The following is a 25,251-nucleotide window of genomic DNA, read 5'->3' on the forward strand; positions in this document are numbered from 1 at the left end:
TCCCGTCCAAATGTTGCCGACATCCCGTCGGCGGAGTTGACTGCTGTGGTGGACGAAGCGACCTAAAACAACCCTCTTCTTTGACGGGAGGACGCTCGTGACGCAGGCACCCCAGAAGGCTCCGTACACCACGAACAACGTCGGAATTCCGGTGGAGAGCGACGAACACTCGCTCACCGTGGGTCCCGACGGCCCGATCCTGCTCCAGGACCACTACCTCATCGAGAAGATGGCCCAGTTCAACCGGGAGCGGGTCCCCGAGCGTGTGGTGCACGCCAAGGGCAGTGGCGCGTACGGCTTCTTCGAAGTCACCAACGACGTCAGCCAGTTCACCAAGGCCGACCTCTTCCAGCCGGGCAAGCGCACCGACATGCTGGCGCGGTTCTCCACCGTCGCCGGTGAGCAGGGCTCGCCCGACACCTGGCGCGACCCCCGCGGTTTCGCGCTCAAGTTCTACACCGAGCACGGCAATTACGACCTCGTGGGCAACAACACCCCGGTCTTCTTCGTCCGTGACACGATCAAGTTCCAGGACTTCATCCGCTCGCAGAAGCGCCACCCGGCCACCGGGCTGCGCAGCAACGACATGCAGTGGGACTTCTGGACCCTCTCCCCCGAGTCGGCGCACCAGGTGACCTGGCTGATGGGCGACCGGGGCATCCCGAAGACGTACCGCCACATGAACGGCTACAGCTCCCACACCTACATGTGGATCAACGGCGCCGGTGAGCGGTTCTGGGTGAAGTACCACTTCAAGACCGACCAGGGCATCGAGTTCCTCCTCCAGGCCGAGGCGGACGAGCTGGCCGGTTCCGACGCGGACAAGCACCGCCGGGACCTGTACGAGTCGATCGAGTCCGGGAACGCACCGACCTGGTCCCTCAAGGTCCAGATCATGCCGTTCGAGGACGCGGCGGACTACCGCTTCAACCCCTTCGACCTGACCAAGGTCTGGCCGCAGGGGGACTACCCGCTGATCGACGTCGGCCGGATGACCCTCAACGAGAACCCGGACGACTACTTCATCCACATCGAGCAGGCCGCGTTCGAGCCGTCGAACCTGGTGCCGGGCATCGGCCCCTCGCCCGACAAGATGCTGCTCGGCCGGCTCTTCTCGTACCCGGACACCCACCGGTACCGGATCGGCGCGAACTACACCCAGCTGCCGCCCAACCGGCCGCGCTCCCCGGTGAACTCGTACGCCAAGGACGGCGCGATGCGCTACGAGGCGTCCAACGCGGCGATGCCGTACGCGCCCAACTCCTACGGCGGCCCCGCGGCCGACTACGGACGCTTCGGCGACCCCGCGAGCTGGCAGACCGCCGGCGAGCTGGTGCGCGAGGCGTACAAGCTGCACCGCGAGGACGACGACTGGGGCCAGGCGGGCACGATGGTCCGCCAGGTGCTGGACGACGCGGCCCGCGACCGGCTGGTGTCCAACATCAGCGGCCACCTGAAGGCCGGTGTCTCGCGCCCCGTGCTCGACCGCGCCATCCAGTACTGGCGCAACGTCGACAAGGAAATCGGCGACCGGATCGCGAACAACCTCAACGGAGGCTGAGTACGAGCGAGGGGGCGCCCGGTGGATCCACCGGGCGCCCCCTTCGTCGTGCTTATGGACTGTTTCGTGCATAGGGACTGTGTCGTGCTTGCGGACTGTGCCGTGCTTGCGGACTGTGCCGTGCTTGCGGACTGTGCCGTGCTTACGGACTGTCCCTGCCAGGATCAGCCGGATCCTCCGGGATCCCGATGGTCGATGGTGCCGTGGGAGTGGTCGGGTCCTCGGTCGTCGGCTCCGTCGTGGTGGGCTCTTCCGACGGGGTCTCGGGAGCGCTGGTGGTGGCCGTCGGCGGCTTGGTCGTCGGTTCCTCGGTGGTCGGCTCCTCCGAGGGGGTGCTCGACGGCGTCTGCGTGATGGTGGGCGTCACGGTGGGCTTCACCGCCGCGCCCTGAGTGGTGTCCAGGTCGAACTTGGTGACCTTGCCCATCGCGCCGAAGGTGTAGTCCGCCCAGATCTCGGCCGGGAAGCCACCGCCGTTGACGCGGCCGCCGCCCGCGGCGCCGCTCAGGGAGACCTGCTTGCCCGCGTCCTTGCTGCCGACCGCGCCCTCGCCGAACAGGCCGACCGAGGTGACCAGGTTCGGCGTGTAGCCGGTGAACCAGGCCGACTTGTTGTCGTCGGAGGTACCCGTCTTGCCCGCGACCTGCTGGCCCTTGCGGCCGTCGGCCTGGGCCACCGAGACCTTGGCCGTACCGTCGTCGACCACACCGGTCAGTACGGAGGTGACCGTGTCGGCGGCTTCTTCGCTGATGACCTGCTCGCCGATCGGGTCGGCGAACTTGACCGTACGGTCCTTGTGCTCCGCCGACGCCACGATGGCCGGGGTGACCTTCTTGCCGTGGTTGTCGAGGGTCGCGTACGCGCCGGCCATGTCCAGCGGGCTCGCGCCCATGGTGCCCAGGGTCTGCGCGGGGACCGCCTGCACTCCCTTGGTGTCCATGCCGAGTTCGCCCGCGACCTTCAGCACGTTGTCCATGCCGACGTCGACGCCCATCTGCGCGAAGACGGAGTTGATGGACTTGTTCATCGCGGTCTGGACGGTGACGTCGCCGTAGTCCTGGTCGTCCTCGTTCGGCGGCGAGAAGGCGATGTCGCTGCCCTTCACGGAGCGGCCGCTCGTACCGTCGTAGACCGTGCTCGCCGTGATCGGCTTGTCGTCCTGCGTCTTGGCGCTCTGCTCCAGGGCCGCAGCGAAGATCAGCGGCTTGAAGGTGGACGCGGGCTGGTAGTCGTCGCGGGTCGCGTTGTTGATGTAGTGCTTGAAGTAGTCCGTGCCGCCGTACATCGCGAGGACCTTGCCGGTATTCGGGTCGACGGACACGGCGCCGGCCTGGACGTTCGCGTCGACGTCCCGCTTCTTGGCGTCCAGGTTGCTGGTCAGCTTCGCCTTGACGGCGTCCTCCAGCTGCCCCTGCTTCTTCTTGTCGATGTTGAGCTTGATGGTCCAGCCGCCCGCCGTGACCATCGCCGTCGCGTCGTCCTGGTCGGCGGCCGTGCCCTGGGCGACGAGTTGCTTCGCCAGCGCGTTGTTGGCCTCGTCCACGAGATAGCCGGTCTGGCCCTCCATACCGGGCGCGCCCTGCGGGTCCTTGGGCACCGGGAACTTCATGGCCTCGCGCTCGGTCGAGTCCAGCCAGCCCTGCTCGACCATGTTGTCCAGGGTGTAGTTCCAGCGGGCCGTGACCAGTGCCTTGCCGTCGTCCGTGGCGACCGCCCAGTCGTACTGGCTCGGCGCCTGGAGGAGCGAGGCGAGATACGCGCCCTGCGCGACGGTGAGCTCACTCGCGTCGACGCGGTAGTACGCCTGCGCCGCTGCCTGGATGCCGTACGCGTTACGGCCGTAGTAGCTGGTGTTGATGTAGCCCGCGAGGATGTCGTCCTTGGACTGCTGCTGGTCCACCTTCAGGGAGATGACCATTTCCTTCAGCTTGCGCGTGACGGTCTGGTCCTGGGTGAGGTAGTAGTTCTTGACGTACTGCTGGGTGATCGTCGAACCACCCTGCAGGCCCTTGCCGGACAGGGTGTTGATCAGACCGCGGGCCGTGCCCTTGAAGTCGATTCCCGAGTCCGTGTAGAAGGACTTGTTCTCGGCGGCGACGAAGGTCTTCTGCACACCCTTGGGCACCTTGGCCAGTTCCACGACCTCACGGTTGACCTTGCCGGTGCGGGCGAGGGTCGTGCCATCGCTGTACTGGTAGATGTTGCTCTGCAACTCCGCGGCCGCGTTGCCCTCGGGCACGTCAACGACCATGTAGAGCACGATGAAGGCGCCCATGCCGAGCAGGCAGAAGCCGAAGAACGTGCCGAGAAGCGTCTTCCAGTTGAGGAACCGGCGTATGCCACTGCGGCGGCCGGCCTTCTCCTTGCCCCCGGCCGAGTCCTTGCCCTTGCCCCTGGCCGAGCGCTTGGGCGCCGCGCGGCGGTGGCCCTGCGCCTGCCGCGCTCGTCTCTCATCCGCTCGTCCCATGGGTCGATCCGCTCCGCTTCACTCTCGTGTGGCACACAGGTTCGTAGCTCAGGTCAGCTCAGCAAACTAACACCGCGCGATATGACAAAGGGCAGCCGATCCGGTCTTTTACGGACGTGAGAATCAGCACGCGACACACTCCAGCCTCAATGGAACCGACTAGCGAGAGAGGCAGAAGGTTGCTGAGCGGAGTAAAGTGTTATCACTTAGATAGAACTAAGATATGCCGTACGGCAGGCCGACTGCGGTGTAGGTCACCGGCCACAACCACGGGGGACGCTCGTGTCCACGCACGACTCTCACGACTCCGCCCACGACGATCACGACTCCGCGGGTCCTGGTGCCGGTTCCGCTCCCGGGCGACGGCCGCGGCAACAGCGCAAGCAGGTGCTGCTGCGGCTGGATCCGCTCGTCCACGACGCACTGGCCCGCTGGGCCGGGGACGAACTGCGCTCCGCCAACGCCCAGATCGAGTTCCTGCTGCGCAGGGCGCTGGCGGAGGCGGGGCGACTGCCGGGCGGGACCGGGCCGATCCCCCGGCGGGGGCGGCCGCCTGTTTCCGGGAAGCCAGAGAGCTAGGTGTGTTGTCCGGACAGGTTGGTGACGCGGGGGTTGGCACGCCGATCTGTGGGTGGGGCGCACACCTTGTGACCCTCCCCGGACCGGGGAGGGCGACCTTCGAGGAACCCCGCTCCTCACACCGCCCGTTGGTTGCCGAGCGCGAGGATCAGCTTTCCGGTGTTCTCACCCGAGAACAGCTTGAGCAGGGTTTCCGGGAACGCGCGGACGCCGCCTTCGACGATGTGCTCCCGTGAGCGCAGGCGGCCGTCCCGCAGCCATCGGACCAGCTCGGCGCCCGCCTCCGGGTAGCGGTCCTTGTAGTCGAAAACGACCATTCCCGTCATCGACGCTCTCGCCGGGAGCAGGGCCATGTAGTTCGCCGGACCGGGCGGCCGCTCCGTGGCGTTGTACTGGGACACCGAGCCGCAGATGACGATGCGGGCACCGCGAGCAAGGCGGGTCAGCACCGCGTCCAGAGTCTTTCCGCCGACGTTGTCGAAGTACACGTCGACTCCGTCCGGCGCGTGCTTGCGCAGCGCGTCGCGAAGGTTCTCGGACTTGTAGTCGATCGCCTCGTCGCAGCCGAACTCCTCGACGATCGTCCGGCACTTCCGCGGCCCGCCCGCGATCCCGATGACCCGACAGCCGTGGATCTTCGCGATCTGCCCGACGACGCTTCCGACCGCTCCCGCGGCGCCGGAGACCACGACGACCTCCCCGGGCTTGATCCTGGCCACGTCGAGCAGTCCGAAGTACGCCGTGAGCCCGGCGACGCCCAGCGCGCCGAGGTAGGTGTGCTCGGGAGCGAGTGACAGGTCGAGCTTTTCGACGCCCTTGCCGTCCGACAGGGCGTACTCCTGTACGCCAAAGCTGCCGTAGACGTGGTCGCCCACCGCGAAGTCGGGATGTCTGGAGACCGTGACCTCGCCTGTCGCGCCGGCGCGCATCACGGCACCGATCTCGACGGCAGGGACGTACGACGCCCCCGGATTCATCCAGACCCGCATCGCCGGATCGATCGAGAGGTGCGAGACGGCGATGACGAACTCCCCAGGACCCGGCTCGGGCACCTCGGCCTCGGTCAGCGTCCAGTCGTCCGCGGTGGGAAGTCCCACCGGCCGCTGCGCGAGTCGGATCTGGTGATTGGTGGTGGTCACGATGCGGGCCCTTCCGAAGCGGGGTCGTGTTGCTTGTCGGTTCTGGCCGTACCGGGTGCGGCTTGGGATGCGACACCGAGGGACCGGCCGCCGTCAAGAACGAGGACCACTTCTGTGACCCGGGAGGCTGCGGGGGCGCGGCAACGAACGCGGGGCCTCTACGCGCTACCGGGATTCATTCGCAGTGCATCGGGCTTCAGCCTGGTGGTGAGGCGAATCTGATGGTTGCGATGCGGAGCGTCGTGGATTCCTGTCCGGCGGAGCCGGACCACGGGTGCCCGCCGGCTGCGGCGCGGAGCGCCGTGACTGCTCGTCCCCGGTAGAGCCTGGCCGTGCTCACACCGGCCGGTTCTGCTGTTGGATGTACTGCTTGACCAAGGAGAGCGGGGCGCCGCCTACGGTTCCGGCGAAGTAGGAACCGGACCAGAGTTTGTTGGCCCGCCAGTAGTGGCGTACCAGGTCGGGGAATTCCTGGCGCAGGCGGCGGGAGGAGACGCCCTTGAGGGAGTTGACGAGTTTGGTGACGGCGATTTTGGGCGGGAAGTTCACCAGGAGGTGGACGTGGTTGTCCTCGCCGTTGAACTCCACCAGTTCGCACTCGAAGTCCGCGCACACCGACCGCATGATCTCCTCCATCCGCGCCAGATGAGCATCGGTGAACACTTTATGCCGGAACTTGGTCACGAAGACCAAGTGAACATGCATCACGAAAGCACAGTGCCGGCCAGTCCTGATCTTCTACATCTCGCCCATAACCCAAGTATGTATCGTCGCCCGTATGCAGCTTCGGTACAGCTTCCGCCTGTACCCGGACTCCGGCCAACGCACCGCGCTGGCGAGGGCGTTCGGGTGCGCCCGCGTCGTGTTCAACGACGCGGTGCGTGCCCGCGAGGACGCCCGCACCGCGGGCGAGGCGTTCCCGGCGGCCGGTGAGCTGTCGAAGCGGCTGATCACCGAGGCGAAGCAGACCGCCGGACGGTCCTGGCTGGGCGAGGTCTCCGCCGTCGTCCTCCAGCAGTCCCTGCGCGACGCCGAGGCCGCCTACAGAAACTTCTTCGCCTCCCTCAAAGGTGCCCGCAAGGGTCCGAAGCTGGGCCCGCCCCGTTTCAAGTCCCGCAAGGACAACCGCCAGTCGATCCGGTTCACTGCCAACGCCCGCTGGTCGGTCACCGGCAGTGGCAGGCTGAACCTCCCGAAGATCGGCGAGGTCAGGGTGAAGTGGTCCCGGACCCTGCCCGCACAACCCAGCTCGGTCACGGTGGTCAAGGACGCGGCGGGCCGGTACTTCGCCAGCTTCGTCATCGACACCGACCCGGCCGCCGACGCCGACCGGATGCCCGACACCGGCCGGAGCGTCGGTATCGACCTCGGACTGACGCACTTCGCCGTGCTGTCCGACGGCACGAAGATCGACTCCCCAAGGTTTCTGCGCCGGGCGGAGAAGAAACTGAAGAAGGCGCAGCGGGAGCTGTCCCGCAAGCAGCAGGGATCCAGGAACCGGGAGAAGACCCGTCTCAAGGTGGCTCGCGCCCATGCGCAGGTCACCGACGCCCGCCGCGAGTTCCACCACCAGCTCTCCACCCAACTGATCCGCGACAACCAAGCGATCGGCGTGGAGGACCTGGCGGTGTCCGCACTGGCGCGTACCCGGCTGGCCAAGAGTGTTCACGATGCCGGATGGTCGGCTTTCGTGCGCATGCTGGAGTACAAGGCGGCCCGGTACGGCCGCGCCCTGGTCAAGATCGGCCGGTTCGAGCCGACCAGCCAGGTCTGCTCGGCCTGCGGCGTCAAAGACGGGCCCAAGCCCCTGAACGTCCGGGAGTGGACGTGTGCCGCCTGCGGCGCCGTCCACGACCGGGACCACAATGCCGCGATCAACATCAACACGGCCGCCGGACTGGCGGTCACAGCCTGCGGAGCGCCGGTAAGACCAGAACCCGTTCTGGCACAGCGCGAAGAAACAGGAAGCCACGGACACCCGCCCGAACGCCGTGCCGCGTAGCGGCACAGAGTCCGGACGAGAAGGCCAGAATCCTTGGGCTTCAGGCCGAGGAGCAAGTCAATCCGCGAGAACCGCCTCGGCGTCCAGCGTCGTACCGACGGCCTGGACGACCGCCGCGATCTTGAACGCCTCCTGGATCGTCTCGCGGTCCACCCCGGCCCTACGGAGCACCTGCTCGTGGGAGTCGAGGCAGTCACCGCAGCCGTTGACCGCGGAGACGGCGAGCGACCACAGCTCGAAGTCGACCTTCTCGACACCTGGGTTGCCGATGACGTTCATCCGCAGACCGGTGCGCAGCTTCCCGTACTCCGGGTCGGAGAGCAGGTGGCGCGTGCGGTAGAAGACGTTGTTCATAGCCATGACGGCGGCAGCCGACCTGGCGGCGGTGTACGCCTCGGCGGACAGGTTCGCCTTGGCCTCGGGCGCCAACTCCCGCAGCACACGGGGGGAACGGGAAGCGATGGCGCACACCAGCAGCGTCCCCCACAACTGCTGCGGGGAGAGCCTGGAGTTGCCGGTGACCGAGTCGAGGTTGAGGCGCAGGTCCTTCGCGTAGTCCGGGATGGCGGACTTCAGTTCGTCGAGAGCCATGAAAAGGGTCACTCACCGGCCGGCAGGACAACCGGAGCGAGGAAGCTCTTGCCCTTGGTCCTTCGGAATTTGTCACCAACGGTGGGCATGGGGCTCCTCTTGAGCGGAAGCGAAGGCCGCTGCGCGGCGTTTCACGTGGGCTGGACTCAGCCAAGCTTGCCAGGGAGTGACTGAATCACTACGAGGAACTGGCCGCAGCGCTCCGGAAAGCGCTGCGGCCATCGCCCGTACGAGTCCGCTGCCGGCCCGAGGGGGCGTCGAGTCCTCTGACGTCCCGAGAGCCGTCGTACGCCCGTTCGGTGCCCTACTCCGTACGCAGCCCGTCCGGCCGCATCAGCCGCATCAGCGGTGGCAGGCTGAGCAGCGTCACCAGGACCACGACTCCCGCGCCGATGCCGGTCATCGACAGGACGCTCGCCCAGTCCACCCGTACCGGAGTGGTCGACATCTTCAGCAGGACAGTTCCGAGGGTCAGGCCCACCGCCGAGGCCAGGACCAGGCCGAGGGCGATCGGGATCGCGGTCTGCCAGAGCACCGACAGGCTCAGCGTGCGGCGCCGGGTGCCGAAGGCGACCAGGGCCGACAGAAGCTTCCTGCGTTCGCGCAGTTGCTCCAGCTGGGAGACCAGCAGGCTCGCGCCGATGAGGAAGAGGACAGCGGTGGCTCCGACGAACAGGCCGGTGCGGATGGAGGTGTACTGCTCGGACTGACTGCTGGACGACCACAGGAAGGGGTCGGAGAACCGGCTGATGTCCGCCGCCGTGTTCCGTACGTACTCGTTCACGTCCGGCACGGACTCGTCGACGCTGAGATAGACCTGCCCCTCGACGACCAGCGCGGCCTTCGCCGGCAGGGCGCCCGGCGTCAGCAGGAACCCACTGCGGTACGAACCGTTCTGGTCCTTGCGCGACTTGGCCTGCTTCAGGTCCTGCGGCACGGTCCAGGCGATCTCCTGGGCGCGCGGGAGGTCCCCGAACGACGGGTCTATGTAGAGCGTCTTGCCCGGCTTGGCCAGCTTCTCCGTGCCGGTGTCGTAGTCGGTGCCCGTGACGGCGAAGACGTCGCCGTCACGGCACGAGGGCAGGGTCGCCACCTCGCGCAGGGAAGCGCAGTCGGCGACCGTGATCCCGTTGGAGAACTCGGGGTCCTTCCTGCGTTCGCCGAGGTAGCCCTCGGCGAACGCCGAGACGCTCGTGACACCCTTGGTCCGCTCGAACTTCTCGGCGGCCGGGGGGAGCGGGATCCCGCTCGGCACGGACACCTGCATCTGTGCCCGCGTCAGATCGTTCTTGGACGACTCGGTGTAGTCGCTCTCGACGCCGGCGAACAGCATCTGCAGGGCGATCGCCCCGGCCACCGCCACCGCGATCCCGTTGACCATGCGAGCCGCCGTACCGCTGCTCAACTGGAGCCTGCGGACGGCAAGTTGCCAGGCGACGCCACCGGAGCCGAGCCGGGCGACGACGGCCTCGACGATCCACGGCAGCAGCGCGGTGACGCCGAAGAGCAGCAGGATGACGCCGCCGATCACGAGGTACTGGTTGAAGTCCCCGTTCTCCCGGCCCTGCCCGATCATCGGGTAGAGCATCGCGAGCCCGCCCAGCGGCAGCAGCAGCCGCCACCACAGCCGGCGTCGCGCCGGCCGTGCCGAGCGCACCACCCCGAGCGGCTCGATGACCACACCGCGCAGCGCGAGCAGGGTGACCAGCACCGCCGACGCCGGGACCGCGAGGGCGACCAGCGCGGCCAGTGCGGGCGAGGGGTTCAGGTAGCTGGGGAACACGCTGACGTCGAGAACCTCGACGGAGCCCGCGATCTGACGGCCGATCAGGAAAAAGACCGTGCCGAAGCCGAGCCCGACCACGGCGCCCGCGAGCGCCTCACCGGCGGCGATCCGCCGGGTCATCCGGCTGTCGGAGCCGACCAGCCGCAGCGCGGCGAGCCTGCGGTCGCGCCGCTCACCGCCGAACCGTACGGCCGCGGCGATGAAGACGCCGACCGGCGTCAGCAGCACCACGAACATGACAAGGACCATCAGGATCAGTACGGGATCCATCGGGTCGGACGACGGATCCGGATCCCCGAACCGGTCGATGCGGGTCACCCGGCCGCTGTCGATCTGCGGTGCAAGGCCTTCGCCGCCCATGTAGAAGGCGAGTTCGGCGGAGCCGACAAGACCGACCTCGCCGATGGTGCCGACGGTGCGCAGCGGCAGCCGCTCCCGCAGCAGCTTCCCGCTGTCCGACTTCAGCAGCTTGTCGAGTGCTGGAGAGACCACCATCTCGCCGGGCGCCGGGAACTTCTCCACCCCTGGCGGGAGCGGCGCCTGGGGCCCCTCGGGCTCCAACTCCCGCCCTCGGACGTTCTTTTCACGATAGGTGGTGCTGACGTTCCCAACGATCAGCGTGTTGTCTGCCTTCGGCTTCCGTACGTCGCTGAACGTGATGTCCGTACGCGCGCTCTCCCGGTCGTGCCGGGCGGTCAACGCGCTCGGTATCGCGGCGGTGAGCAGCAGCAGCGCCACGCCAAGACCGACGCCGACGGCCGTCAGCAGGACCCGGCCCCACCCTTCGCGTCCGCCGGTGAAGGCGAACCTGGCCCCCATGGCCAGGTCTCTGGCCCACTGACGGGCCCACCGTGCCTTCATACGGCCCGCTCCATGTCCCGGGACTTCCCGTCGCGTACGACGATCTCGCGGTCCGAGTACGCCGCCACCCGTGCCTCGTGCGTGACGAGCACGATGGCCGCGTTGGTGGACCGGGCGGCCTCCGTGAGCAGCTCCATCACGCGTTCGCCGTTGAGCGAGTCGAGCGCGCCGGTCGGCTCGTCGGCGAACAGCACACGGGGGTCGGTGACCAGCGAACGGGCCACCGCCACGCGCTGTCCCTGGCCACCGGAGACCTCACCGGGCCGCTTGCCCCTGAGGTCGTCGACCTCCAGCTGCTCCATCCGCGCCAGGGCGGCGCGCTCGGCCTCCTTGCGGCCGGTGCCGTTCAGCCGCAAAGGCAGGGCGACGTTCTCGACGCAGGTCAGCTCAGGTACGAGCTGTCCGAACTGGAAGACGAACCCGAACTCGGTGCGCCGCAGGGCACTGCGCTGCGTGTCGTTCATCGTCGCCATCTCGCGGCCGTTGTACGTGATCGAGCCCGAGTCGGGCGTCACGATTCCGGCGAGGCAGTGCAGCAGCGTGGACTTGCCTGAGCCGGAGGGGCCCATCACCGCGACGACCTCGCCGGGGTGGATGGAGAACCCGGCGCCGTCCAGCGCGTTCGTCGTTCCGTACGTCTTACGAAGGTCCACCGCGGTCAGCAGGGAACCGGGAGGAGGAGTCATCTGGCTCATCGCGCTCATCGGAGTCGTAGGGGTCGTGCGGGTCCCGGGAGTTATCGGAGTCATCGGGTCGTCACCGCCTCGGCGAGTCTGTCGAGGCGCGCGGCGGTCAGCTCCAGCCACCGCAGGTCGGCCTCCAGATGGAAGAGGGCGTGGTCGCAGATCAGTTGGTCCGCGAGATCGCCCTTGCGCTTGCGGTCGGTGAGGATGCGCATCATGCGCAGGTGCTCCGAGCGCTGCGTGTCGAGGATCTCGCTCGCGTCACGGTGGGTGAGCAGCGCGAGGACGATCTTCGTGTAGAGGGTCGACTGCAGATACGGCTCGGGCTTCTCGGGAGTCGCCAGCCACTGCTGTACGTCGGTGATCCCGGCCTCGGTGATCGCGTACCGCTTGCGCTCGGGACCGTCGCCCGCCTCTATCCCGTCGACCTCCACGAGACCGTTCTTCAGGAGGCGCGACATCGTCGAGTAGACCTGGCCGTAGTGCAGCGGCCGATCGTGACCGAACTTCTCGTCAAAGGCCCGCTTCAGGTCGTAACCGTGACGGGGCCCGGACTCCAGGAGTCCTAGGAGGGTGTGACCGATGGACATGAGGAGGACTCTACACACGGGGTATACATGGTGTGTATACCCACTGCGTATAGAGAGGAACAGAGAGGGTTGAAGCGCAGGTCAGGGCCCATTGTCACGGTTCTGTCACCGGCCGGAGGAGGCTCAGCTCTCCAGTCCCGGCCGGGTGGGAGGTTTTCAGCCCGTCCGGCGTTCGAGGACGAGGCCGTGCCATCCCGATCCCCCACCCACCCGTGGGGGCGGCCTTTTCAGCCCGTCCGGCGTTTGAGGACGAGCGCGTTCGGCGCGATGCGGGGGTCTGGGGGCGGAGCCCCCAGGAACAAGGGGCGGGTAGGGGCGGAGGGGGCGAAAAAACCAGGCCCCCGCCCACGCGCTACGGCGCCGGCCGCCGCACCGGAGCCACTTCCACCGCCGTGGCACCCCCGGGCTCGTCGGTGGCATACGACCGCAGATAACCCACCACCGTATTGGTGACGGCCACCAGCGGCACGGCCACCACCGCCCCGCCGATCCCGGCGACCATCCCTCCCGCGGCGACCGACAGAACGACCGCCAGCGGATGGACCCTTACAGCCCGCCCGAGAATGAACGGCTGCAGAATGTGCCCCTCGATCTGCTGCACGGCGAGCACCACGGCCAGCACCATGACCGCGGTGAAGGGCCCCTGCGTCACCAGCGCGACCACCACCGCCAGCGCCCCCGAGATCACCGCGCCCACAAGCGGGATAAAAGCACCCAGGAAGATGAAGACGGCGAGCGGTACGGCCATCGGGACGTCGAGGAAGTAGATACCGAGGCCGATGAAGATCGCGTCGATCAACGCCACCACCACCGTGCCCCGGACGTATGCGGTCAGCGTGCGCCAGGCCCGCGGACCCGCGCCCGCGACACCCGGACGGGCCGCCGCCGGCACCAGCCTGAGCGTCCACTCCCAGATCTGCTTGCCGTCGTAGAGGAGGAACAGCGTCGAGAACATCGTCAGCAGGATGCCGGTCAGGGCCTCGACGATGACGGTCACGCCTTCGAGGCCCGCCGAGGTGATCTGATCCGTGTTGGTGCCGATCGCGTCGCGCAGGTTCTTGGCGATCTCGTTGATCTGTTTGTCCGTCACATGGAACGGGCTGTTGAGGAGCCAGTTCCGCAACTCGTCGACGCCGTCCTGGATCTGGTCGGAGAGGGTGTCGATGTTCTCCTGGACCTGCCAGACCACGAACCAGCCGATCAGCCCGATGACGACGAAGCCGAGGATCGCGGTGAGTGCGGTGGCCAGCCCGCGCGGCACCCCGTAGTCCTTCAGCCGGGCAACGGCGGGTTGCAGTATCGCGGTGATGAGCAGCGCGGCCACGAAGGCGAACACCACCAGCTGTACGGCGCCGATGACCCGCATCAACACCCAGACGGTGCCCGCGAGTACGAGCAGCCGCCAGCCGGCCTCGGCAGCGACCCGTACACCCCATGGCACCGCCACGGCGGGATCGGGGCGGGCGGCCACAGCGGTCACGTAGGCGGTTGGAGCGGGAGCAGGAGCCGTAGCCGGGGTGGAGGGCGAGGCGGGGTCGACAGGGGCACCGGAGAGATCAGAGACGCCTGCGGCACCGGAGACGCCGGAAGCCGCTGTCGCGTCGTCGGGACCCCGTGCGTCCGGGGTGCCCGAGCTGTCCGACGAGGACTGAGCATCCGACAGGGGCGGGCCATCCGCTGGGGGCTTGGTAGCTTCCGAGGCACCGGCCCCGGCCGCCCGCGAGGACGCTGAGTCCGCCGAGAACGGTGAGTCCATCGGCGCCCCGGCATCCGCCGGAGACGCGCCGCGTGACCGGGTATCCCGTGTCGACTGCTCGTCCGGCCCGGACTGCGACTCGCGCTCCACCTCGGCCCGTCGCTCGTCCAACCGTTTGCCCAGTTCGGTCAGTCCGGCTCCGACCCGGCTGATCCACTCTGGTACGCGCGACATGATCCGTCCTCTTCCGCCGCCCCCGTTGCTCCCCACCACTCCCCCCTGGAGTCGTCGGGTCCGACCGTACATGGCCGAAGCCCCTCACCATATGACGGTGAGGGGCTCCGAAAGGTTGAGCGGCCGACGTGCTGAGCGCGGGCTCAGTACCAGTTGTTGGCCTGCCAGAACGACCAGGCCTCACAGGGACTGCCGTAGCGGTCGTTCATGTAGCTGAGGCCCCACTTGATCTGTGTGGCCGGGTTGGTCTGCCAGTCGGAGCCGGCGGAGACCATCTTGGAACCGGGCAGGGCCTGGAAGAGACCGTAGGCACCGGAGGAGGCGTTGACGGCCGTGTAGTTCCAGCTCGACTCGTGGTCCACGATGTTGCTGAAACACTGGTACTGGCCGCTCGACACCATGGACTGGGCCATCGCCTGGATCTGCGCGGTGGAGTACGAGGACTGGACGGTGAAGCTGCTCGCATCACGCGTCGCGTCGCGGCTGGCCGCTTCCTCGGCTTCCTTGCGCTCCTTGGCGTCCTGCTCGGCCTTCTCCGCGGCCTTCTGCTTCGCGACGGCGTCGTCGGCTGCCTTCTTACGGGCGGCTTCTTCGGCGTCCTTCTTGGCGCTCGCGTCGGCCTGGATGGCTTGTGCGGTGGCCTGCTGCGTCAGGGATGCGGTCTGTACCTGGGCCTGCTGGCCGACAGGTATGTCCGCGAGGAGAGTCGCGTCGCTTGCCGTCGCCTCGGCGTCGTTCGAGGGAGCAGCGGTGCTGCCCGAGGCAACTCCGACGACGCTTCCGACAGCGGTGACCGCGGTGGCCGAGGCCACTGCGAATCCCCGGACCGAAATCCGGCTCACACGGTTTCCTTCCAGCATCGACCGCTTAGGTGACCCTCGCGGACGCAATCGTGCCCCTCGGCGCTGGCCTCCCAACTGCGGGGTCACGGGAGGCGCGGGCCCGGTGGGCAACTCCCTTGCGGGGATTGCCGCGTGGTGCGCGGGCGGCATACGACGGCTCTATGGAGTTCTGAGGTTCCTGTGGTGCCGTACCGCTGGGGGTACAGGTGTGTCGTATGCGGGGCCTGACAGGAGTGAGACTCTGCCGTACCTCGACGCCACAGGGCAATTCCGAGTTGCGTGTGAAAGCTCACACCTCGTTTGCCCCAGGAGTTTTGCGGAAACGAGCGCGCATCAAGACGCCGCCCGGCTAGGCTCTTCGCCTTTGCCGGACGGCGCCAACTACCGTGCATCCGCCACCCATTGCCGGAACGGGTCCAGCTGGGTCAGACGGTTCAGATTTGCCCTTCCTCCAGCATTTCGGTCACTAGTGCCGCGATCTGGGACCTCTCGGACCGGTTCAGGGTCACGTGCGCGAAAAGCGGATGGCCCTTCAACTTCTCGACCACGGCGACCACACCGTCGTACCGGCCGACTCGCAGATTGTCCCTTTGTGCCACGTCATGGGTGAGAACGACCCGTGAATTGGCGCCGATACGGGACAGCACGGTCAGCAGCACATTCCGTTCCAAGGACTGCGCCTCGTCCACGATCACGAACGCGTCGTGGAGGGAGCGGCCGCGGATGTGGGTGAGCGGCAGGACCTCCAGCATGCCGCGTGCGGTGACCTCTTCGATGACCTCGCGCGAGGTGACGGCGGACAGGGTGTCGAAGACCGCCTGCGCCCACGGGCTCATCTTCTCCGACTCGGAGCCGGGCAGATAGCCGAGCTCCTGCCCGCCCACCGCGTACAGCGGCCGGAAGACCATCACCTTCTGGTGCTGGCGCCGCTCCAGGACGGCCTCCAGACCCGCGCAGAGCGCGAGTGCGGACTTGCCGGTGCCTGCCCGGCCGCCCATGGACACGATCCCGATGTCCGGGTCCAGGAGCAGATCGAGCGCGATGCGCTGCTCGGCGCTGCGGCCCTTGATGCCGAAGGCCTCGCGATCACCGCGGATGAGCCGGACGTTGCCCTCGGACGTCACGCGCCCCAGTGCCTTGCCGCGCTCCGACTGGATCGTCAGGCCCGTGTGCACCGGCAGCTCGGCCGCCTCGGGGACGTAGACATGGCCCTCGTCGAAGAGGATGTCCACCTGTTCGCCCGCGAGCGTCAGCTCGGACATTCCGGTCCAGCCGGAGTTGCCCGTGATGGCGAGCTCCGCGCGGTACTCCTCGGCGAGGAGTCCGACGGAGGAGGCCTTGATCCTGAGCGGCAGGTCCTTTGACACGACCGTGACGTCGTACCCCTCGGCCTGCAGATTGCGGGCTACCGCGAGAATGCGGGAGTCGTTGTCCCCCAGACGGTAGCCACTGGGCAGCACGCTGGGATCCGAGTGGTTGAGCTCGACGCGCAGGGTCCCTCCGAGCTCCCCGATCGGGAGAGGGGCGTCGAGGCGGCCGAACCGCACCCGGAACTCGTCGAGCAGGCGCAGGGCCTGCCTGGCGAAGTAGCCGAGTTCGGGATGGTGCCTCTTGGCCTCCAACTCCGTGACCACGACGATCGGCAGCACGACTTCGTGCTCGTCGAAGCGGTTCAGGGCGTTCGGGTCGGCCAGCAGGACGCTGGTGTCGATTACATATGTGCGCCGGTCTGGCATACGGCGCTTTGTGCTGGTCACCACGGAAGGACGTACCCCCTCGGATGAGGTCGGGGAGCGACGAAGGAGATCTGGACCGGTCTGCGGCGCCGATGCGCGGGCCGAAAACCGGCCCTCCGCTTCGTCCGTACTGACCGCACGGTCGGGCTGGTGCAAAGGGCCTCCCGGGCGGACGGCCCCGTGCCGCCCGCTGAGATCCGATGCCCGTGGTTCGGGCATCGACCTGGAAGGCTTATGCCCTCGAACGCGCGATGCCATGCCAAGTCGGCCAACGGCGCGCTCGTTAACTCCAGATGACGCGTGTCCCGTACGACGTCCCGAGTGGACCCGCGGGTCAGCCTCCGTAACGGCGGTGTCGCGCCGCGTAGTCGCGCAGGGCGCGCAGGAAATCGACCTTGCGGAAGGCCGGCCAGAAAACTTCACAGAAGTAGTACTCGGAGTGGGCCGTCTGCCAGAGCATGAATCCGGACAGCCGCTGCTCGCCACTCGTTCGGATCACCAGGTCGGGGAAGGGCTGGCCGCTGGTGTAGAGGTGCTTGCCGATGAGGTCGATGTCCACGGACTCGGCGACGTCCTCGATCGAGGAGCCCTTGTCGGCGGCGTCGAGGAGCATCGAGCGCACGGCGTCGGCGATCTCCTGGCGGCCGCCGTAGCCGATGGCGACGTTGACCACTATCCCCTGGACGTGCGCGGTGGACTCCTCGGCCTCTTTGAGGGCGTTCTGCATCTGCCCGGGCAGCAGGTCGGGCGTGCCCACGTGATGGACGCGCCAGCGGCCGTCGGCGGCGAGGGTGTGGACGACGTTCTCGATGATCCCGAGGAGCGGTACGAGCTCCTCCTCGGGGCGGTCGAAGTTGTCCGTCGACAGGAGCCACAGGGTGACGACCTCGACGTCGGTCTCGGAGCACCAGCCGAGGAACTCCTCGATCTTCTCGGCCCCGGCCCGGTGCCCGTGAGCGGCCGTGGAACCCGCCGCCTTCGCCCAGCGCCGGTTGCCGTCCATGATGACGCCGATGTGCTTGGGCACCTGATCGTGGTCGAGGTGGCCTTCCACCCTGCGTGCATAGAACCTGACCAGCAGTCGGCGCAGGTTGTCGCGCAGGTTCACGTGTTGTCAGCCCCTCCGTGCAGATGACGATGCCCCAGGGCCGACACCCTACCCCTGCCGGAACGCAGTGTTCCCTTGGGGTACAGGGCTCTCCCGAGACGGGGCGCGGGGCACTCCTGCGCGTTGTCCGTAGGCTGACGTAGCTTCGTATTCATGAACGACATTTCTGTATACCGTGCCGCGACGGAGCGGTACGAATCGATGGAATACCGGCGCACGGGCCGCAGCGGACTGAAGCTGCCCGCCGTCTCGCTCGGTCTGTGGCACAACTTCGGTGACGACCGCGGCCTCGAGTCCCAGCGGGCGATCCTGCGCCGCGCCTTCGACCTGGGCGTCACGCACTTCGACCTGGCGAACAACTACGGGCCGCCGGCCGGTTCCGCGGAGCTCAACTTCGGCAAGCTGCTGAAGCAGGACTTCGCGCCGTACCGGGACGAGCTGGTCCTGTCGACCAAGGCGGGCTACCTCATGCACCCCGGCCCCTACGGCGAGTGGGGTTCCCGCAAGTACCTGCTGTCGTCCCTGGACGCCTCGCTGAAGCGGATGGGCGTCGAGTACGTGGACATCTTCTACTCGCACCGCTTCGATCCGGACACCCCGCTGGAGGAGACGATGGGCGCGCTCGCGTCCGCGGTCCAGCAGGGAAAGGCGCTGTACGTGGGGGTGTCCTCGTACACCGCCGAGCAGACCGCCGAAGCGGTCCGCATCCTGACCGGGCTGGGCGTGCGTCCGCTCATCCACCAGCCCTCGTACTCGATGATCAACCGCTGGACCGAGGACGACGGCCTGCTCGACACGCTGGAGGCGGCCGGCATGGGCTGTATCTCCTTCGCGCCGCTCGCACAGGGCCTGCTGACGGGCAAGTACCTCAAGGGCATCCCGGAGGGCTCGCGCGCCACCCAGGGCAAGTCGCTCGACCCGGGCCTGGCGGGCGACGCGGATGTCGTACGGCGGCTGAACGGGCTGAACGACATCGCGGCCCGCCGCGGCCAGTCCCTCGCGCAGCTCGCGCTCACCTGGGTGCTGCGCGACGAGCGGATGACCTCCGCCCTCATCGGCGCGTCCAGCGTGCGGCAGCTGGAGGAGAACCTGGCGGCGCTGTCCGCGCCTGGGCTGACGGCCGAGGAGCTGAAGGAGATCGACGCTTTCGCGGTGTCGACGCCGGGGACGAATATCTGGGCTGGTCGGCGCTGAGTCACCAGAGCTTCGGGGCGCGGACCCGGGGGGCGCACGGGGGCGCCCGCCGGGCGGGCCCTGCGCGGGGACAAAAAACGGGCCGGTCCGTGGGGGGGAGACGGACCGGCCCGAGGGGGGGTTTCCACCATAACCCTTCGTAAGTGATGCTGCGTGCATCGGCGTGCCACAACTACTCTCCGGAGTCGCCCGGCAACGCCGAGGTGGGAGCGGAATACCGGATTCAGGGTGTGATCATGGCCGAATCGCAGCGGAATCAAAGGGATTCACCGGCGATCGCGGAGGATTCGGAAAGATCCGGAGGATTTGCACATGGTTGTGTCCTTCCTCGGCTACGCGCCGGACGTACTCCAAGAGAGTGACCCCGTCAGGAACGTCCGCTTGACGCCACAGCTAACTTCGCAGCCATGGCCACGTTCACCACCCCCGAGACGTCCGAGCCGGTGCCACTGGAGCTCGCCGAGTCGGCGCGGGCCCGGCGACGCGGACTGCTCGGGCGGGACGGCATCGAGGGGGCACTGCTACTGAGTCCGGCGAACTCGGTGCACACGCTGGGCATGCGGTTCGCGATCGACGTCGCACATCTGGACCGGGAATTCCGGGTCCTGGCGGTACGGACGATGCGGCCGGGCCGGGTGGGGCTGCCGCGCCCGTGGGCCAGACACGTCCTGGAGGCCGAGGCCGGGGTGATGGAGGGGTGGGGTGTACGACGCGGGGTGCGGGTCACGGTCACGGGTCTCGGTCCAGGACCGGTGACGTAACCCCGGGCCGGTGACGCGGCCACAGACCAATAACGTCGTATCAGGCCACGTCGGGCCACGCCAGGAAGTGGACCCGGCACCGCGCAGCCCCCTCCACTGCGCGGTGCCACACGCGCAGATTTGCTCACGCGAATTACCTTGGTCTGAACTTACGTGAGGCAAACAGCCAGGGCGAGACGGTCGCGATAACGATGTGGAAAACCTGTGAGTTGTGCGCCACATCCCGGACACGGAGACGGACACGCGCGCGCCGCGCGCTACGCCCCGCCCATCCGACCGCCGCATATCCGCCGTACGTCCGCCATACGGACCGACATCTCACGCAGACCGGGCCGCATGGCATGTTTTCGGTCAATCAGTCGGCCGGTCACCTCCCAGCCCCTCAGCGGACAGAATCTGACCTCTTTCGGTTCTAGCGTCGATCCATGACAGTGAAGATCACGTGGGACGAGGCGAGCGCGCGGCGGCTGGAACGGCAGTTCCTCGCCGCGCCGGCGGAGACCGGCACTCCCGTTGCCGAGGTCGTCGGCGCGATGCTCGGCGCGCACGCGCAGGTGCTGTCGGCGGCCGAGGTGTCGGTGGGCGTGCGGGTGGACGGGGTGACTCGGGCGGACGTACGCGCGGCGCTGTGGGAGGACAGGTCGCTGGTGAAGACGTACGGACCTCGGGGGACCCTGCATCTGCTGCCCGCCTCCGAACTCCCCTTCTGGGCGGCCGCGTTGGAGGCGATTTCGACCGGCCCGGGCCCGTTCGCACCGAACGTACGGCTCACGGGGGCGCAGACTGACGAGGTGGTCGCGGCGATCGGGGACGCGCTGGACGGCGCCTATCTGACCATCGACGAGTTGAGCGACTCGGTCGTGGCGCGCACCGGGCCGTGGGCCGGGGACCTGGTGATGCCCGCGTTCCAGACCATGTGGCCGCGCTGGCGTCAGGTGATGCACCGGGCGGGGCAGCGCGGTGCGCTGTCCTTCGGGCCGAACCGGGGCCGCAAGGTGACGTACACGCGGCCTCCGCGCTTCGAACCGCTCGCGCAGGATGCGGCGCTCTCCACCCTCGTACGACGCTATCTGCGCGCGTACGGGCCTGCGACGCCGGCCCACTTCGCCAAGTGGGCGGCGGCGCCACGGGGTTGGGCCGGTGAGCTGTTCGCCGCGTGCGCCTCGGCAGGTGAGATCGAGGAGGTCGACTTCGCGGGAGGACCGGCCTGGGTGGCGGCGGGTGACACGGAGTTTCCCGCGGCGCCCGTGCGCGGGGTGCGGCTGCTCCCGTACTTCGACGCGTACGGCATCGCCGCCCAGCCGCGCGAGACGCTGTTCCCCGGGGCGGCGTACGGGCGTGCCCTCGCGGGCGGTCAGGCCGGGAACTACCCGGTGTTCCTGATCGACGGCGTGGTCGCCGGGGTCTGGCACCAGCGGCGCCAGGGGCGGCGTACGACGGTCACGGTGGAGCCACTGGGGCGGCTGACGGCGGCGCGGGAACAGGAGTTGGCGGCGCAGGTGGCTCGGGTGGGGGACGTGTTGGAGGCGAAGGCGGAGTTGGTGATCGGGGAGGTGACGGCGGGGGCGCATGCGTGAGCGTATGGCGCGTTGGGCCGGCTTCCGGGCCGCCGCGGGTTGGCGCGTTGTCCCGGCTTCCGGGCCGCCCTGCGTAGGCGCGTTGTCCCGGCTTTCGGGCCGCCCTGCGTAGGCGCGTTGTCCCGGCTTTCGGGCCGCCCTGCGTAGGCGCGCTGTCCCGGCTTTCGGGCCGCCCCGCGTAGGCGCGCTGTCCCGGCTTTCGGGCTTGCGCGCTATGCCGGCTTCCGGGCTTCGATCAGGAAGCGGGTGCTGTGGGCGAGGAACGGGCCCTCGGTCTCGATCTGCTTGTGCAGGGCGTGGAGTTGGGGGCGGTACTGGTCGACGGTGAAGCCGGGGACCATCCAGATCACCTTGCGCAGGAAGTGGACGACGGCTCCGATGTCGTGGAACTCGATACGGAGGCGCTCCGAGCGGAGGTCCACGAGGTCGAGCCCGGCGGCCTCGGCGGCGGCGACGGCACGGTCGGGGTGCCGGCCGTTCTTGATCTCGTCCGGCTGCGGGCCGAGGAAGTACTCCACGACCTCCACGACGCTCGCCGGGCCGACCTGCTGGGAGAAGAAGGTGCCGCCGGGGCGCAGGACGCGCGCGACCTCGTCCCAGTACGTGCGGACGGGGTGACGGCTGACGACCAGGTCGAAGGCCTCGGCCGCGAAGGGCAGCGGCGCGTCCTCCGGGGAGGCGACGACGACGGCGCCGCGCGGGTGGAGCAGGGCGGTGGCCTTGGCCACGTTCGGCGGCCAGCCCTCGGTGGCGACGGTGAGCGGTGGCAACTCCGCCGCGGAGACGAGGACTTCACCGCCGCCGGTCTGGACGTCGAGGGCGGCGGACGCGTGCGCGAGCCGCTCAGCCATGGCGCGCGCGTACCCCCACGAGGGCCGCTCCTCGGTGGCCCGGCCCTCGAACCAGGAGAAGTCCCAGCCGTCGACGGACGCGGCGTCGGCCTCGGCGACCAGGGCTTCGAAGGTGCGGTGGGAGGTGGGCATGCGGGGATCCTCCCAGGGGCCGCGGGAGGAGCGCGAGGGAATTTCACCCCGCCCCGCCCCCGCCCCGCCTACAGGCACCTGCTTCAGCCCTGCCTAGCGCCGTTCCCCGGAGGGTCCCTCGTGGAGTACGAGCATGGCGTGCTCGTCCTCGCCGTACCGGACCGTCCCGGTGTGCTGGAAACCGTGCTTCTCCAGGAGGCGTACCGAGGCGGTGTTGCCGGCGAAGGGATCGGCGTACAGGGGGCGGGTCCTTTCGAGACCCAGGAAGAGGGTGAGTGCCTGGGTGCCGATGCCCCGGCCCCAGTAGGGGCGACCGAACCAGTAGCCGATGAAGCGCCGTGGCTCCTGCTGGTCCGGTTCGTCCGCCCACCAGGCGACGATGTTGCCGGCCGGTTCGCCGGCGACGGTGATCGTCTGAACGAAGCCGGTGCTGTCGCCGAGGACCTTCGTGGCCCAGTGGGTCATGAAGGCCTCCCGTTCCCGGGAGGGGAACCTCGCTCGCCGCACCGCCTCCGGGTCCAGCTGCTGCTCGTAGAACAGCTCCAGATCGGTGTCCTGTACGTCCCTGATTCCCACGATCTCCACGTCGTCGCTCATGCTCAGGGAGTGTGGCACCGGGCACTGACAATCGGGGTTCCCCTCAGGACCCTTCAGGGGACCAGCGGCCGTACGTCGCCGGCCACGAACCGTACGAAACCCTCGGGGTCGGGTTCGTCGGCGGTCGGCTGGAGGATCACGGTGTCGGCTCCGGCGTCCGCGAGGCGCTGGACTGCCTTGGCTACCGCGCCCGCGTCACCGGCGACTCCGTGCTCGGGCAGCGAAGCCTCGCCACTGGCCTCGATCTCGGCGCGCAGACGGGCCTCGGCATCGGGCCCGGTGGCCGCGTGAAGGTAGACGACCACCCGGTGGTGATCGGTCCGCTGGGCTTGTGCCCGTCCCTCGTCGATGAGCAGGCGTGCCTGCCGTACCCCCTCGGGCGAGGTGGAGGCGGTGAGGATGGTGCCGTCCGCAGCCGCACCGGAGAGCCGGAGCGTACGGGGCCCGGTGGCACCGGTGAGTACCTCCGGCACCTCGGTCGGCGGCCAGTCGAGGGCGACGCCGTCGAGCTTCACGTACCGCCCGTCCGTGCTGACCCGCTCCCCACGCAGCAGCGCGCGCAAGGCGTCGAGGTACTCGCGCAGCAAGGTCACCGGCGACTCGGCCCGCGCCCCGACCTGTCCCATCCAGTCCTGTACGCCGTGGCCGACGCCCAGGATCGCGCGCCCAGGGAACAGCCGGTGCAGCGTGGCGGTCTCCATCGCGGTGACGGCGACGTTGCGCAGGGGGACGGGGAGCAGGCCGACTCCGACCCGCAGCCTTTCGGTCCAGGCGAGCGCGGCCGTCGCGGCCGAGATCCCGCCTTCAAGGAAACAGTCCTCCCAGAACCAGAGTTCTTCGAGTCCCGCCTCGTCCGCCGCGCGCGCCACGGCACGCAGACGTTCGGGAGGCAGCTGAGGCCGGAACACCGCGCCAAGTCCAGTCATAGGGCCTTCTTACCTGCGGTTGTCACGGCGGACAACCGCTATACCCGTCCGGGGTGGCCGTATGGTCAGCTATACCCGTCGAGGGTGGCCGAATCGGTCAGCTCTGATCGCCGGCCGACCCACGCGGGAAGGTCACCTCCACCCGGCGGTTCTTCCTGCGCCCCTGTTCCGAGGTGTTGTCGGCGATCGGGTAGTCCTCGCTGTAGCCGCGTACCTCGAAGGTCACGTCCATCGAGCCGAGGTAGGAGGCCAGTTGGTCGTGGACCACTTCGGCACGGTTCTTGGAGAGGGTGAGGCCGTGACCGTACGAGCCGAGGTTGTCGGTGAAGCCGAAGACCCGGACGGTCGTCGCGCTCTGGGCCTTGATCTCGTCCGCGATCGCCTGGATACGGGAACGGGCCTCGGGGTTCAGTTTCGAGCTGTCCTTGGGGAAGAGCACCTCGGCCTGAAGCGCGAACGTCACATCCGAGTTCGTGTCCTCGCGACGCTCCTCGCCACCGAGGTCCTCTACTACTGACTTGATGTCGAGGACCTTCGCGGGTGCGAGCGTCCCGCCGTCGGCCAGCTTCAGGCCCGGGCTGTTCGCGTCGACCTCGGGGGGTGAGGGTGTGGTGACGCTGCCTGGGGGCGCGCTCGGGTCGTCGGCGGCGTGCGCCGGACTCCCGGTGAGGCTCAGGGTGGCCAGTACGGCGAGAGCGGTGAGCGTCGTCGCGGCGGTGCGGGGTGGGAGGGCCATGGTTACTCGCCCTCGGTGAGTTCGATGGAGGCGGGGGGCATGGCGCCTACCTGGAAATCGACGGCGGTGGTCTCCACGGGCGGGGCGGGGAACTGGGCGAACCAGTCCGCCGTCTGTCCTGCTTCCACGCCACCTCCCTCGAATTTCGTGCACAGGCAGCGCCCCTGGGTGTCCCGTAGGACCAGGTACTTCTTCTTGCCCTTGCTGTCGATCAAGGATGCTCCGGCCAACGAGGCGCCGTTCCCGCTCAACTCCCTTTCGTCCCCGCGCCAGTTCGAGGCGATCCAGAACTGGCCACCGCCATTGGTCACCTTGCCGCTGACCGTCACGTAGCCACCCTGGTCACGAACGGCCGAGGAGATGGTGAGCGTGATGTCGTCTCCCTTGACCTCGGCAAGCACCGTTTCCTGACTCGGCGTCTGCGACTCCTCCTTCGCGCCACTGTCGTCACTCTGGGAGGACTGGGAGGAGGAAGCTGCCGACTCCGGCTTGTCGCCGTCGTCCCCTCCGCCGCACCCGGACACCGTGAGGAGCAGCCCAGTCGTGATCGCCACCGCGGTCAGTGCCCTGCGGCCCTTCATGGTGTGCCGGAGTTCCATCGG

The 25,251-nt window shown here is 68.4% G+C and carries 22 protein-coding genes; 6 read left to right on the forward strand and 16 right to left on the reverse strand.

Annotated elements, in window-relative coordinates:
• Positions 1-97: 97 nt before the first annotated feature.
• Complete coding sequence (locus tag AB0N66_RS18705) at positions 98-1,561, forward strand: catalase (RefSeq protein WP_365435711.1); 1,464 nt, start codon at positions 98-100, stop codon at positions 1,559-1,561.
• A gap of 142 nt (positions 1,562-1,703) precedes the next feature.
• Here AB0N66_RS18705 and AB0N66_RS18710 read toward each other — a convergent pair whose 3' ends face one another.
• Entirely contained in the window at positions 1,704-4,028 is a 2,325-nt protein-coding gene (locus AB0N66_RS18710; protein WP_365435713.1) for a transglycosylase domain-containing protein, read from the reverse strand.
• A 282-nt stretch (positions 4,029-4,310) separates the two neighbouring features.
• Between AB0N66_RS18710 and AB0N66_RS18715 the strand changes: the two genes are divergently transcribed.
• Positions 4,311-4,607 (forward strand): hypothetical protein, encoded by a 297-nt coding sequence (locus AB0N66_RS18715; protein ID WP_365435715.1) that lies wholly within the window; start codon positions 4,311-4,313, stop codon positions 4,605-4,607.
• A gap of 116 nt (positions 4,608-4,723) precedes the next feature.
• Here AB0N66_RS18715 and AB0N66_RS18720 read toward each other — a convergent pair whose 3' ends face one another.
• Together AB0N66_RS18720 and tnpA are read right to left on the reverse strand one after the other, a co-directional pair.
• On the reverse strand, positions 4,724-5,746 hold the full coding sequence (locus tag AB0N66_RS18720; protein ID WP_365435718.1) for an NADP-dependent oxidoreductase: 1,023 nt from the start codon (positions 5,744-5,746) through the stop codon (positions 4,724-4,726).
• 336 nt (positions 5,747-6,082) lie between these two features.
• A complete protein-coding gene (gene tnpA, locus AB0N66_RS18725; RefSeq protein ID WP_365436076.1) occupies positions 6,083-6,481 on the reverse strand; it encodes an IS200/IS605 family transposase in 399 nt (132 codons plus the stop codon).
• Between the two features lie 43 nt (positions 6,482-6,524).
• Here tnpA and AB0N66_RS18730 point away from each other — a divergent pair, with 43 nt between their 5' ends.
• The gene (locus tag AB0N66_RS18730; protein WP_365435721.1) at positions 6,525-7,748 is read left to right on the forward strand and encodes an RNA-guided endonuclease TnpB family protein; all 1,224 of its coding nucleotides are present in this window, start codon (positions 6,525-6,527) and stop codon (positions 7,746-7,748) included.
• A 57-nt stretch (positions 7,749-7,805) separates the two neighbouring features.
• Here AB0N66_RS18730 and AB0N66_RS18735 read toward each other — a convergent pair whose 3' ends face one another.
• The 8 genes from AB0N66_RS18735 to AB0N66_RS18770 form a co-directional block, all read right to left on the reverse strand.
• Positions 7,806-8,339: an alkyl hydroperoxide reductase gene (locus AB0N66_RS18735; protein WP_365435724.1), complete on the reverse strand. Its 534-nt coding sequence runs from the start codon at positions 8,337-8,339 to the stop codon at positions 7,806-7,808.
• 304 nt (positions 8,340-8,643) lie between these two features.
• Entirely contained in the window at positions 8,644-10,986 is a 2,343-nt protein-coding gene (locus AB0N66_RS18740; RefSeq protein ID WP_365435727.1) for an FtsX-like permease family protein, read from the reverse strand.
• The gene (locus AB0N66_RS18745; RefSeq protein ID WP_365436079.1) at positions 10,983-11,672 is read right to left on the reverse strand and encodes an ABC transporter ATP-binding protein; all 690 of its coding nucleotides are present in this window, start codon (positions 11,670-11,672) and stop codon (positions 10,983-10,985) included. The genes AB0N66_RS18740 and AB0N66_RS18745 overlap by 4 nt, the downstream gene beginning before the upstream one ends.
• A 59-nt stretch (positions 11,673-11,731) precedes the next feature.
• Positions 11,732-12,259, reverse strand: coding sequence for a PadR family transcriptional regulator (locus AB0N66_RS18750; RefSeq protein WP_365435730.1), 528 nt, complete (start codon positions 12,257-12,259; stop codon positions 11,732-11,734).
• 352 nt (positions 12,260-12,611) lie between these two features.
• Positions 12,612-14,189: an AI-2E family transporter gene (locus AB0N66_RS18755; RefSeq protein WP_365435733.1), complete on the reverse strand. Its 1,578-nt coding sequence runs from the start codon at positions 14,187-14,189 to the stop codon at positions 12,612-12,614.
• A gap of 143 nt (positions 14,190-14,332) precedes the next feature.
• Positions 14,333-15,031: a transglycosylase SLT domain-containing protein gene (locus AB0N66_RS18760; protein ID WP_365435736.1), complete on the reverse strand. Its 699-nt coding sequence runs from the start codon at positions 15,029-15,031 to the stop codon at positions 14,333-14,335.
• A gap of 434 nt (positions 15,032-15,465) precedes the next feature.
• Positions 15,466-16,791, reverse strand: a complete 1,326-nt coding sequence (locus AB0N66_RS18765; RefSeq protein WP_365435739.1) for a PhoH family protein — start codon at positions 16,789-16,791, stop codon at positions 15,466-15,468.
• Between the two features lie 310 nt (positions 16,792-17,101).
• Positions 17,102-17,875 (reverse strand): isoprenyl transferase, encoded by a 774-nt coding sequence (locus AB0N66_RS18770; protein ID WP_365435742.1) that lies wholly within the window; start codon positions 17,873-17,875, stop codon positions 17,102-17,104.
• 153 nt (positions 17,876-18,028) lie between these two features.
• Here AB0N66_RS18770 and mgrA point away from each other — a divergent pair, with 153 nt between their 5' ends.
• The 3 genes from mgrA to AB0N66_RS18785 all read left to right on the forward strand — a co-directional run bounded on the left by mgrA (position 18,029) and on the right by AB0N66_RS18785 (position 21,407).
• Positions 18,029-19,069 carry an L-glyceraldehyde 3-phosphate reductase gene (gene mgrA, locus AB0N66_RS18775; protein WP_365435745.1) on the forward strand — a complete coding sequence of 347 codons (1,041 nt, stop codon included), beginning with the start codon at positions 18,029-18,031 and terminating at the stop codon, positions 19,067-19,069.
• Positions 19,070-19,476: 407 nt separating this feature from the next.
• Positions 19,477-19,830, forward strand: coding sequence for a DUF192 domain-containing protein (locus AB0N66_RS18780; protein ID WP_365435748.1), 354 nt, complete (start codon positions 19,477-19,479; stop codon positions 19,828-19,830).
• Between the two features lie 425 nt (positions 19,831-20,255).
• Positions 20,256-21,407 (forward strand): winged helix DNA-binding domain-containing protein, encoded by a 1,152-nt coding sequence (locus tag AB0N66_RS18785; RefSeq protein ID WP_365435751.1) that lies wholly within the window; start codon positions 20,256-20,258, stop codon positions 21,405-21,407.
• A 212-nt stretch (positions 21,408-21,619) separates the two neighbouring features.
• Here the strand turns inward: AB0N66_RS18785 and AB0N66_RS18790 are convergent, their stop codons facing one another.
• From AB0N66_RS18790 to AB0N66_RS18810, 5 genes are all read right to left on the reverse strand, one after another.
• Entirely contained in the window at positions 21,620-22,390 is a 771-nt protein-coding gene (locus AB0N66_RS18790; protein ID WP_365435754.1) for a class I SAM-dependent methyltransferase, read from the reverse strand.
• A gap of 93 nt (positions 22,391-22,483) precedes the next feature.
• Positions 22,484-22,987, reverse strand: a complete 504-nt coding sequence (locus tag AB0N66_RS18795) for a GNAT family N-acetyltransferase (protein ID WP_365435757.1) — start codon at positions 22,985-22,987, stop codon at positions 22,484-22,486.
• Between the two features lie 53 nt (positions 22,988-23,040).
• On the reverse strand, positions 23,041-23,913 hold the full coding sequence (locus AB0N66_RS18800; RefSeq protein ID WP_365435759.1) for an LLM class flavin-dependent oxidoreductase: 873 nt from the start codon (positions 23,911-23,913) through the stop codon (positions 23,041-23,043).
• 97 nt (positions 23,914-24,010) lie between these two features.
• Complete coding sequence (locus AB0N66_RS18805; protein WP_365435762.1) at positions 24,011-24,649, reverse strand: OmpA family protein; 639 nt, start codon at positions 24,647-24,649, stop codon at positions 24,011-24,013.
• Positions 24,650-24,651: 2 nt separating this feature from the next.
• On the reverse strand, positions 24,652-25,248 hold the full coding sequence (locus AB0N66_RS18810) for a hypothetical protein (RefSeq protein WP_365435765.1): 597 nt from the start codon (positions 25,246-25,248) through the stop codon (positions 24,652-24,654).
• Between the last annotated feature and the right edge of the window lie 3 nt (positions 25,249-25,251).

The organism is Streptomyces sp. NPDC093544, assembly GCF_040683495.1.
Lineage (GTDB): Bacteria > Actinomycetota > Actinomycetes > Streptomycetales > Streptomycetaceae > Streptomyces.